Annotated in this window: 5 protein-coding genes; 4 read left to right on the forward strand and 1 reads right to left on the reverse strand. The window is 29.1% G+C overall.

The annotated features are described in order from the left end of the window. Window positions 1–40 precede the first annotated feature (40 nt). Window positions 41–2,299 (reverse strand): hypothetical protein, encoded by a 2,259-nt coding sequence (locus tag U5U50_RS01205; RefSeq protein ID WP_324673147.1) that lies wholly within the window; start codon window positions 2,297–2,299, stop codon window positions 41–43. A gap of 163 nt (window positions 2,300–2,462) precedes the next feature. Here U5U50_RS01205 and U5U50_RS01210 point away from each other — a divergent pair, with 163 nt between their 5' ends. The 4 genes from U5U50_RS01210 to U5U50_RS01225 are packed head-to-tail and all read left to right on the forward strand — an operon-like array spanning window position 2,463 to window position 13,168. Continuing rightward, window positions 2,463–7,991 carry a PDxFFG protein gene (locus U5U50_RS01210; RefSeq protein WP_324673149.1) on the forward strand — a complete coding sequence of 1,843 codons (5,529 nt, stop codon included), beginning with the start codon at window positions 2,463–2,465 and terminating at the stop codon, window positions 7,989–7,991. 13 nt (window positions 7,992–8,004) lie between these two features. Continuing rightward, window positions 8,005–11,061 carry a hypothetical protein gene (locus tag U5U50_RS01215; protein WP_324673151.1) on the forward strand — a complete coding sequence of 1,019 codons (3,057 nt, stop codon included), beginning with the start codon at window positions 8,005–8,007 and terminating at the stop codon, window positions 11,059–11,061. Beyond that, a complete protein-coding gene (locus U5U50_RS01220; protein ID WP_324673152.1) occupies window positions 11,061–12,110 on the forward strand; it encodes an ABC transporter permease in 1,050 nt (349 codons plus the stop codon). The genes U5U50_RS01215 and U5U50_RS01220 overlap by 1 nt, the downstream gene beginning before the upstream one ends. Next, window positions 12,110–13,168 (forward strand): ABC transporter permease, encoded by a 1,059-nt coding sequence (locus tag U5U50_RS01225; RefSeq protein ID WP_324673154.1) that lies wholly within the window; start codon window positions 12,110–12,112, stop codon window positions 13,166–13,168. Before U5U50_RS01220 ends, U5U50_RS01225 begins: the two co-directional genes overlap by 1 nt. Window positions 13,169–13,172: the final 4 nt, after the last annotated feature.

The following is a 13,172-nucleotide window of genomic DNA, read 5'->3' on the forward strand; positions in this document are numbered from 1 at the left end:
TTAGATAAAAACTGGTATCAAAAACCAGTTTTTAATTTTTTTAATTACTAAATTTGAACTTAATAAGGTTTAAATCCTCAGTTAATTTTTGATTATCAGAAATTTGCTTTTCTAATAACTTTTCAATGTTCGCAGGATCAGTGATATATCTTTTTATAGATATGTCCAAGGCGTTTTTGTAACTTAGGTATCTTTTATATTCAGCACCATGGTAATCAGTAGTCATTAAATCTAATTCATATCTACCATCTTCTTTGTATTGTCTAAGTTTCTCAGGATCTTTTTCAACTTCTTTAATATCTCTCTTAGCTTTCTCTACACATTTAAAATTATCATCAACTAATTTATTGATTTCCCTTATCTTAGTTGTTAAGAATGTTTTGATATTTTGTTTTCTATTTGAATCATTTTTTAGATTTGTAAGTATATTTGTTAGATATTCATTTACTTTAGTGAATTTTGAAACATTAATTTGAAAATTGAATTGTAAGTTCGATTTTAAATTAGCTTTATATTCTTCTTTAAAATCATTAACTTGCTGTCTGATTTCATCAGTGATTCAACTTTCATTATAGTCAGCAAGAGTTAATTTATTTTCTCAGAAAGTGTTAATTACAAAATTATTAATGCTTGAAAATGCTTTAAATAACATTTCTTGATCTGATGTAATTTGACTATTATTGCTTTCGATTTTTGCAAAATCATAATTTGGTTCAGAACTGTTTATAGTTAATATTTCGTTTTTAACAGTGTTCAATCTAAAATCTGAATTTTGCTTTAGACTTTCTAAAGTTTCTTTTGATGTTTGTAATTGAGTAAATCAAAATTTAATTTTCTCTTCTTTGTTAGTATTAAAGTAACTTGAATTAATGAATTCATTATGAGCGATATATGCTTCTTTGGTTTTTTCAGTGATCATTCAAAGTTGTTCACCTAAAAAGAAATCCTGAAGTTCTAATTTTGCTTTTTCAATTAATAATGGTTCTAATCTGTCGAAATTATTGTTATAAAAGTCTTTGTAAGATTGATATGAACCTGTTGCTCTATTGAGAACGGTTATATTTACAGTTTGCATTTTAAGAACTTTATTGTAGATAATTTGTAAACTATCGATTATAAATGTTATTCTCTTATAAATTAGTTCAATAGGATCTTCGTCAATAATTTGATCATATTTTGTGATAGTTTCATCTAATATATCTTTGAGCTCATCTGAATTAGTTTCATTAATATAACCCTTCATATAGTTGAAAAGTGTTATAAATTTGTTGTATTTCTGAGTTAAATATTCAATAAATTTATTCCTAATTTCACTATTTGCTAGGTGTTTTAGTCTCGAAAGTAATTCTGTATCTGTTTTGAAATGAGCACTTAAATAGTTGTTAGTTTGAATTAAATTTGGTTGAATTTGTCAATTCAGACTCATCAATTTTATACTTGATAAATTCAAACTAATTAATTCATTATCTAACTTATCTAAATATTGATATTTACTTTTAATACCTTGTAATTCAGCGTGATAGTTATTTCATAACTGATCATTTTTAAAACATAAATCCTCAATTAATGGAACAAACTCTTCTACATTTGCTTTTGTTAATATGTGATTTTCGAGGAAGTTTGTGATTTTTTCACATTCTAAAATATGACTTTCAACAATATTATTTATTTTATTCAACACTTCTTGTTCTGTTGTGTTTAAATTGTGAAATTCAAAATTAATTCATAAATTTTTAAATTCTTTAAGCCACTTAATTGATGATTTCATATTTTCTACAACAAATTCTCTATATTGTTTTATGTTTTCCAAAAATTTATTCATATTTTGAGGTTCTTGAATAAAAAAGTCTTTGTAAACATTTCTACCATGCAATAAGGTTGAATTATGTCATTTAAGGTCGGGGAAATCTAATAAATGCATTTTTGCTTGAGCACTTAAAATGCTTGCTACATAATTTATTCAAGTATTTGAATTAGCATTAGTAAATGAACTAAAGTTTGATTGATTTAGTTCTGTTAGTGCATTAAATTTGGTAAAAATTGTATCTTCATAATTTACAGTGTTTGACAATACTCTTGATTCATTTACACCTACAGGAGTATTAAAAATAGGTGCAGGTTGCACAATGGGTACATTGATTTTGCTTTTATTTTCTTTCTTTTCGATTAGTTCGCTAGATACTGGTGCAGATTGAATATTTCTTACAATTAATCAAGTTCCTACACTGATTGAACCTGCGACCATTAGTGATCCCAAAATTGTTAGTCATTTATTTTTAAATATTTTTATTTTCTTCATTTTTCTCCTCACTTTATTAGTAAAAATGATCAAAAAAGAACTGAAAAAGAACATAATAAGCTTTTGAAAAATCGACATTTAATGTAAAATTTAATTTATTTATATATTTATATATAAATAAGGATTTTTAATCAAAATTTGAAATTCAATAAAGGAGTACTATATGAAAAATTTAGCTTTAAAATACAAAGTTTTATTAGCATTAGGTATATTAGCAGGGGCGTCCGGTATTGCTGTTGGTTCAATTTACGGATATGCAAATAATTCTGACGAAAAGAACGGACCAACAAATCCAGTTGATCAAAAATTATTTGTAAACAACTTTAAAAAATTCTATGATGAAAATGAACAAATTAAACCTGAAGTTTCTGTTTTAGATCCACTTAAATCAAAAATTGTTGCTAATGTAGTTTCAAACAATGAAGCTTACAATGAATACAACTTTGTTGGTGAAACAGAAAAATATTCATTTGACAATTTTTTCAAGGAATATTACAAAAGATACAATGAATCATTCATATTAGAAGTTAAATACGGCTCATTCAGTTTTTACAATGAGTACGTTTTAGCTGTTAGGCCAAAACAATTTATTGAATTTTCAAATTGATTTATGTCAAACGTATCTTGAGGCCCTGACCTCTTAACTTTAGACTCATTTAGAATTGTTCCAGGAGTTGAGCAAAATGGTAATGCTATTACTTTAGGATCTCACTCAACATTGCACAAAGAATATAGCGAAATTAAATTCTTTCCTGATGCATTCTTTGGTTCATTGCCTTACTACTCAACGGTTGGTGGTAGAGGAAATGCACAAGATGCGTTAACTTATTCAACATTCAATTATGAAGTTCCTAAAACTGATGTTGATATGTTCTTGAAGAACATTCCTTTAGCAACTGCAATTAAAAACTCTTCAATGCTACCTAACAATACAGCATTTAGAGAAATTACTATTCCAAGAAAATTAATTAACAAAGAATTCTTAGTTTACATTCCAGGTTCAGTACCACAACTTGATGTTGAAAAAATTCAAACAGTTTACTTGCCAAGTAACATTAGTTCTGAAGAATTTGCAAAAGTTGCAGAGAAACTCAAACCTAACTTCGGTACACTTTCATTAAGTGACTTCAAACCAGTTATTATTAAAGATGTTAACAGTAACTATAACGAAGAAAGAAAGAAAACAACTTTTGAAGTCTTCTTTGATTACAAAAATAAAGCTGATGCAGACGAGGTTAAAAACTTTGATAGAGAGTCACTTTCAGAAACTGATAAAGCAAAACTTGATCAAGTTATTGCTGCTAGAGGTGACTTTAATGTTAGAACAAGTTTAGACTTTACAAGAATTTCTGAAGCTTCAGCAATTACATACAGAAACTTTACAAAAGCTATAAATGAAGATATTATTCACTTTTTAGATTTTTATGACATTAATTCATATGTTGGAACAAAACTTTTTGTTTATAAAGAAGGAGATAAAACTTACTACTTTGATTCATTTGTTAAAGCAATCAATGAAGTTCCTGCTTTAAAAGACAAAACTTATGAAGAACAAAAAGCATTAGTTAAAGAATGTGAAATTAAAGAGTTTACAATTCAAAACTCTGATTCAACACATATGCTTTCAGTTAAACTTGAAGATTCAAACAGATTTATCTTACGTGAACAATTTGTAGCAAGTGCTTCAAATAATTATTCACCAGTTGGATTTGCTCAATTTAAAGAAGCTATTGGGTATTTAGGTTCAATTACTCCTCTTATTTTAGGTTACACAAGTGAAGAAAAAGATGTTAATGGACAAACATTAAGGGGACTTGATTCAAGAAAATATCAAGTTTATACAGAAGTTTATAATGGACTTGTTGAAAAAGTTCTAGCAAAATACCCACACTTACTTAAATCATTAAACGGACCACATTTAGAAAAATCTGTAAATGATAAAGGAGTATATGAATACAAAATTGTTCAAGGTGAATACAAAGGTGTTTCAGAATCAGATAGAATTGGACTTCCACTTGTTTTAGGAACTCTTATTGAAGACTTTGAAGGTATTTCAACAGACTTCTTAAAATATGTTGCAACTCACGAATATGGACATCACTACACACTTGATCAAGGTCAATCTTGAATCGATTCTAAAAACCCTATTTTAGTTGGTGGTCTTTCAACTCGTGGTGGAGCTAGCGAGTCTTCATTTTACTCATACAAATCTCTTAAAAACTATTTAGAAGCTAGAACAAACCTTACAGTTATTAGAACAAACAGTTTAGGCGCTCCAACTGAAAATGGTAAATTCATTAAATTCCAGTTTGGTATCCTTGACGAAAAAGGAAACGTTGTTTCTCAAGAAGTTGAGACTAAAAATCAAATATGAGGTGCTGTAGGTGTAGCTGGACAAGATATTTACACAGTTTTAGCTAACCCACAAAGACGCTTCTTACAAGATTATGAAGGAATGATTAAAGCGGCTAAACTTAGAAAAGTTGCTCCAGGAGACTTATTTATTGCAAACTCATTTGATGAACAATCAGGAACACTTAACCCAGCAATTTCTGGAAAATCTAAAGTATTCAAAAAATTCAAAAATGGTGTAATTAAATTTGCACAAGTAACTGCTAAAAACGTTATTGAACAATTAACAGATGGTTCTGGACAACCTATTGCGCAATTTATTAACTTCATCAATGATGATGAATTTAAAGTTAGAGTTTATGAAACTGAAACTGTAAATGACAAAACAGTTATTACAAAAGTTAATTTCAAAAAACCAGATGGTTCACCAGCCATTGTTGTTCCTTTAAATGTTGAACTTGATACAGAAAGCTGAAACTACATTCGTTCACAAGAAAAATTAATTGTTCAATCACTTCAAGAAGTTATCAAAGCTGACTTATTTGATTCAGGATGAAACACTAATGCGACAAGATTAGGTGGTTCACTTGCAATTTACCTTAAAAACTTATTTAATGCAGTTGATTTAAATGACTACTTTAAATTATTTAAAAACAGAGGAAACCAAATTGAATACGATCCACAATACAACTCTGTTTTAGCAAACTTTGCTCAACCTGGTAAAAATGCACCTGAACAACACAGAAAAGCATTACAATACTTATCACTTCGTTCAAGTTTACAAGGTTCACTTAGAGATATTGTTAACACATTCTATGGTTATGTAGATACAAAATACAGAATGCAAAATAGAGCAAACATTAATTCTGTTTTAACATTTCCAAACTACAATGATTTACAAAATTCAACTAAATATACATTCCCATATGTTTCAAGCTCAGCATTCTTAAGCACATACACATACTCAAAAGACAGACTTAGTCAAACAATGAATGAGTACGCTACTGAATTGGGTCTTGAATCAGTTGATGGAAGATGACAAAATAACTTTTCTATTGCATTTTCATATGCTCTTGGAATTGCTAGATTAGGTAACAACTCATCAGACTTGTTTACTTACTTAGACAAAGACCAAAATATGTTAACTTTAGAAAACTTACGTGAGTTACTTGCAAGTGGTCCAGATGCTTTTGATAAAACTGTGAAATATGTCGGACTTAATCCATTCTCATCAGCTTATAAAAAAGCTGATTCAAACTTAATTGAAGCTTTTGTTGCTAACTACAAAGTTAATGCAACAAGATTAGATACAAACAAAACTACAAAATCACTTGCGTTTGCTTCGCTTGATAAAATGATGGAATTATTATCAATTGACTACTCAAAAGCTTCATTTGATGCTGCTTCTAAATCATTCAATTGAGATTTAAATTATGTAAAATCAAAATTTGATTTAAGCAAAATTAAATCAGTTGTATTAGCAGATGACTTCACAGTTTCAACAGATAAAAAAGTTGAAATTGGTGCATCGCAACAACTTTTAGCTAACTATGCAATGAAAGCGTTTAAAAACTCAAACTTACTTCTTGCAGTTAAAGACTTTAATGTTGCTACTGATTTAGTTGCTAACCAAGCATTCTTCTCAAAAGAATATGGAATTAGAATTGAAAGTCCTGAATTTAGAGAAAACTATGTTGAAGACGCTTCATTAATTAACCCAGAATCAAAATTACAATTTGATGCAACTAAATTACAAGAATTCCTTAATGAACTTCTTTCAAAATATGGTGTAAGTGATTACAAACAATATTTTGATACTCAAGACTTAATCCTTTTATTAGGAAACATTACATTCATTAGAAACTTTGGTGTTATTGGAGAAAATCTTCTTATCGGTGATATTTACTATGGTGGATTTTCTTCAGGTAAACCATCAAGTGATGTATTCAACTACAATGAAACAAGAGTTGAACCATTATTAAATGATAAATTCACAGATTATATTTACTCAATTGCTGAAACGTTAACAAGAGATTATGTTCAAACAACTTACTTACCAAGTTTTGAAAACTTTGGTAACTTACCAAAATTCTTAGGTGGAGTAAATGAATCAGTTACTGGACTTGATTACATTGTTGATGGAACTAAATTAGCTTACTTAAACGATGTTAAAAATAGTCAATCAGATATGGTGCAAGGTATTTATGCAGCTATTCAATCACATAAATACAAAGAATATATCGGACAAACTTTAGATTTCCAAATTCAAACAAACATTAAGATTGCTGAATTCAAATCTAAAGTTGATAACTTAAAATTAAATTTAATTCCAGCTGCTGAAGCTACAATTGTTGATCATAAAAAACAAATTAAATCTGAAGAGCAAAAATTAGCTTCAATACAACAAGGCAGCGACGAATACAATCAAACTAAACAAAAAATTACTGACCTTAAAGCACAATTAGCTACTAAAGAGCAAGAATTAAATAACTTACAAGCAGAACTTGCAAAAACTAATATTGATTTAGCCAACGAATCAATTGAAAAGAATAAAAAACTTGTAACTGAATTTAAAGAACCGATTTTTGGAATCTGAAATGACACATCAATTCTTCAAAAAAATGAAGATGGAAGAAGAAATTCAAACTATTTTGGAAGCTTCATCTCAAATAACAATGGATTCTTTAAAGATAGATTTGAAAAAGAAAAAATTGGTATGGAACTTTATGATGAAAACAGAAACGCTATCCAAGACAACAACATTAGATTAAAAGACTTTGAAGGAAACAAAATTACTTCAAGACCTAAAGCATTCTTTGTTTCACAACTTCTTAACTATGGAGTTTCAGAAAGAACAATTTCAGGAATGTTCAGAAATAAAAAACTTGATGCAGTTGCTATGTATGGATACATTCCAAATCAATTAGCAGAGCAAGTTAAATACATTAAGTTCACTGACATTGATACAAATGAAGTGCACTACTTACCTGTCAACATTGATAAAACAAACAACATTTTCTATTATGAAAAACAAGGTGATGCAGATTCTAAAGTTACACTTGAACAATTAGGTTACCAATCTTGAATTTCTGATTATGCACTTATGTCTAAATATAGAAACTCATTATTAAAACCAAAACACAGATTCTATATTGATTTTGCTAATGAAAACAAAGACACAGTAGGTGGATTTACAATTGGTGACCTTGATGCAATGATTGAAAACGGTAAAGCTGATGAACAATCGCCAATCAAGATAATGCCTGAAAAAGATGAAAACAACAATGACACAGGAAAAACAATTATTTACGTAGATTACCAATTTAACATTTCAGGATAATAAGGAGAAGAAGATGAAATTAAAAAATAAATTATTATTGACATTAACAGCAGCTTCTGCTCCTGTTATCTCGTCAATTGCATTACTATCTTGTCAATCAGGTGCGTTGTTCTCTAAATCAATTGATTATGATTTAGGATTAGCAACTGAACCAATTAACAACTTAAACTATGTTAGATATAAATCAATGGATAAAATCGTTCCATCATTAGTCGACTCATATTTAAAAACAGGTCCTACAGCTCAACTTAAGTCATTACTTAACAAAGCTTCATACAACTTTGTTATTATGGAAAATAGCACAGTTAAAGATTCAGCTAAATTTACTGACTACTTAAATGCATCTAGAAGTCAACTTTTAGATAATAATGGTAAAGGTAAAATTTCAAATTCGTTCTATGGAATTGATAACTTCCAAACAGTGGGTGGATTAGCTGACTTATCAGATGGAAATATCCAAGAAAAAAGTACTATTTATGCTTACAGAAATCCTAGAAATCCTAACAACTATATGGCTATTACAGGGTACACTAGAAAAAAACAAAATATGTGATCTAACGGTGATTTTGTAACTTCAAATGACATTAGAGATTACTTAGAATACATTTTAGACCTTAACACAGGGTCTCAAAAATTAGACACAGTTAGAAAATATGGAATTAGAGCAGTTGATAAATTTATTGACGCTCAAAAAGAGTACCAACAAAAATTCAAAGAATCATATAAAAACCCATTTGGACGTAGAGATTATGTTTGATCAGAAGTATTGAACAGATATATTCAAAATCCAGATCAAGAAGTATTTGCTTCACAAATCCAAGATGAAAATGGAAATCCACTTGATACTGTGGAAGTTGAAGCAATTAAGCAAGCTGCATTAGAATTTGGTTTCTATACAGGTCAATTATTCTTAGATTACGATAACAATTACATTGCAGAACACTTATCATTACCTGAAAACTCTTCTTTTGCTTTAGATAAAGAAGTTCAAGACTTTACAGTTTTAGTTAATGGTGAGAAAAAGCAAATTAAGATTGTTAAAAATATGTATGTAAACCCATATCAAGAGTTTAACAAAACAAACAAAAACTTACAAGGTACAATCAAAGCACTTTCAGGTAGCGAAAACTCATTTACAATGATTTTTGATGATACTAAAACACCTGATTTATCATATTTATTATTCACAATCCTTTACAACTTATTCCCAATCAATAGAAAACACGTTGAAACTGTTGCTGGTGGAATTGACAAATATGGTTCAGAACCTAAAACATTCTTAACATCAGGTCCATTTAAAATTGCCCAAAATGGTGAAGGTATTCTTTTAGGAGATAACGGTTATATTATTCTTGAAAAAGATAAAGATTACTTTGATGCTGAAAACACAATTTCAAACAAAATCAAAATTATGTTCTCAACTAACAAGAACACAAACTCATTATTCTTTGAAGATGGTTTAATTTCACAAACATATATTCCTGCTTCAAAAATGAATCTTTATTGATCTGATCCTAAAATGAAAAAATATCTTAATAAAAACACAGGGTATGGAACAATTGCGTTTGCTTTCAACTTAGATAGCGAAACAAATGGAAATTCATATTTACAAGATCAAGATTTAAGAAATGCAATGTATTTTGCAGTTAACAGAGAAAAAGCTCTTAAATTCGTTGGATGAGATTTCTCATTCCCTGTTAACACTTGAACATCTTACGGACAATACAAAACATTCGATGGTAAAAACATTGAAATGTTCTTTGAAGGTCAAAAATCTGCAACTAAAAATGGTAAAGAATTTGACTTACAAAACTATGAATTCATTGTTCACTTAGCTAAATCATTCACATTTGAGAAAACTGAACGTAAAGATTTAGCTTACGATATTCAAACAGCAAAATACTATTTAGATAGATTCAAAGCAAAACATCCAGAATTACAATCAGTTAAATTTGAATTTTTAAACAATGGTTCAGAAGAACAAAAGAACGCTGGTTTATTTTTAAAAGATGCTCTTGAAACTATGTCAAATGGTTACATTTCAATTGAATCAAAAACATTACCTGAAAACATCTATGCAAGCTTTATTGAAAAAGGTGCATACCAAATTATTTATCAAAACTACGATAGATTAGGTGGTAATGGAGCACAGGACTATGTATCAGTATTCTTCAAACGTGATGAAGTTGATACAATCAACCAAAAAACAATTGCTTTCAAAGATAATCCTGTTGGTTCATACATTTATGGTGATTACATAAGTGAATTAGTTATTGAACAACTTCAAAAACAAGATGCTAGTGTTTCAAAACTTTCATTAATGCAATCTGACATTAATTGAATTAATACACTTATTAATTCAAATTCATTATCAGGGGACTATGTAAACATTGCATCAGATTATAATTCAGCAAAATCTTCACAAAATACCAGTGAAATAGCAACATTTGTTAAAAAATACACAAAACCGGTTTCACTTGCGCTTGCAAGTTTAAATAAAGCTAAAAAAGCAAGATACTCAGAGCAATATATTGAAAACTTACTTGGGTATATGATTATTAATAACAAAAACATTAAAACAAACAGAATTAACAATGCATTTATTACATATTTAGCTACCGAATTTACAACAGAACAAATAGCTAACTTAACAAATGAAACACAACAAAGATTACAATTTAACCAAGAAGAATTATTAAGAAGCGAAAGCGCAAAACCAGATGATGCAATTCCAGTATTCTGAAATAAATTCATTGAGTTATCACTTCAACGTCCAGATGAATCGATTTCACAATACACCTCAAGAATTAACTCATTCTTCTCAGGAAACTTCACAGATGAGGAACTTTTAGAAAACTGATCTCAAACAAGAGTTTACTTATTTATCGCAGGACTTGAAAAAGTTATTAGAGATACAGCAGTTGTAATTCCGCTTATGGAAGTTGATACAAACTGAGAAATTACAAAAGTTGGAGGAGTTGATAGTTTATTCAGATTCTCACTTCAATATGCATACGATATGACAAGACCACCAATGGCAAAATTACCAAGAACTAAAGAAGGAAACTAATGAAAAAAGTACAAGTAGATAATAAAACTTATGAACTGAACGATAACAAAATTATCTTCAGAAGTAAAAGAAATGTTGAATTAACACTTAAAGATAAACTCTTTTCAATTGATTCACCATTTTTAAAAACATCTTGAAAATTCTTCAAAATTATTGCTGAATTTATTGTTATCGGATTTATTGTTATATCAATTACATTCTTCTTAATTAATTCAGTTCCAGGTGAAAACCCACTTACACAAGGTAAGGATGAAACTGCAAGAAAAATTATTGAAGCAAAATATGAATTGGATCAACCTTTACTTACAAGATACTTTAAGTACTTAAATGGTCTATTCCACGGCGACTTTGGTATTTCTTATTCACTTTTCCCTGAGCGTCCTATTACTGAATTTATTTGAGATAGATTTTACAAATCATTCTTAGTTGGAATTTTCTCAGTATTCTTAACAGTTACAATTGGTATTTCACTTGGTATTTGAGTTGGTAAAAATCCAGGAGGACTTGTAGATAACGTTTCGACTGTTATTGTTTCAATTTTCTCATCTGTCCCTTCTATTATTTTCGCTTTACTTCTTGTCTTTATCGGACGTGTTATCGGAATACCTTATGTATTTAACCAGTATAATTTTGCAACCTATATACTGCCTGGTCTAGCGCTTTCATTAGGAAGTATCATTGTTTATATTAAATACATCAGAACAGAGCTTAACAGAGAGCTTAACTCAGTTCACGCTAAGTTTGCTTACTTAAAAGGTGTGTCAAGAAACAGATTCGTTTGAAAACACGCACTTAAACCTGCACTATTCCCAATTGCTACATTCTTCCCTGCTGTTATTTTTGGATCATTCATTGGAAGTATCTTCATTGAACAAATTTTCTTAATTCCTGGTTCAGGAGGTATGTTACTTAATGCTATTACTTCAAAAGACTACAATGTTATCTTATTTTTAATTGTTATGTTCTCACTTCTTACAGTTCTATCATATGCATTCAGAGATATTCTTTATGAAGCAATTGACCCAAGAATTAGAAGGAGAGGTGCTTAATGAAATTTAAAGAACATTTACATAAATTTAATTCATCAGTTAAGAAATTCTTTGAAAAGACAGCAAGTAAAATTAAAGGACGTGATGCAACTGTTTTAATGTCTGAAGAAGAATTAGCAACAGCACCAAACCCAATTACACAACCATTTGTGTATCAGTCTTGAAAAATTGTTGGAAAAATTGTACACTTCCAAACTGATATGCATATGCAAGCTCAACCAAGAGTTTTCAAAGAATTTATTAACAGATTCTCAAGAAGTTTTGCTGGAGTTTTTGGTTTTGTTACATTAGTTTCATTAATCTTATTAGCAATTTTTATTCCATTTACAACACAAGATCCAAACGTTACAAGTGTTGAGGATTCAAAACTTATTTTCAATACAGTAGATAGCAAAGGTATATTCCACATTCTTGGAACAGATCACTTAGGAAGAGATTTTTGAGCTAGATTATGATGAGGACTTAGGTATTCAATTGCACTTGCATTTGTTGTAACAGCAATTGAGGTTGCTATTGGACTTACAATTGGAATTATGATGGGTCAATTTGAATTTTTTGACAAAATTATGACTTTCATCATTAAAGTTATTTCAATTGTTCCTACAATTATCATCCTTATCTTAATGACTATTATTATCAAACCTAGTTTTTGAGTTGTTGTATTCTCACTTTCACTTACATCTTGAACAGGTATGGCTAACCAAATTAGAGCTCAAGTTAAACGTGCTAAATACTTTGAATGAGTATCAGCATCAAAAATCTTAGGTACACCAACTTGAAAAATTCTTAAAAACTATGTACCTGTTATATTACCTATTTTAATTACTCAATTAGTATTCACAATTCCTGGTGTTGTTTTATCAGAAACATCACTTGCATTCATCGGTCTTGCTATCGATGATGTTCCTACATTAGGAAATTTAATTTCTGAAGGTCAAAAATTATTCCCTGACTACTTAAGATACGTATTTGTCCCTTCAACATTCTTAATCTTAATTACAACAAGTGTTCAATTAATTGGTGCTTCTGTTCAAGATGCATTAAGAAGACAAAGATAGGAGT

Source organism: Mycoplasma sp. 888 (assembly GCF_035609225.1).
Taxonomy (GTDB): Bacteria; Bacillota_I; Bacilli_A; order Mycoplasmatales; family Metamycoplasmataceae; genus Mycoplasmopsis.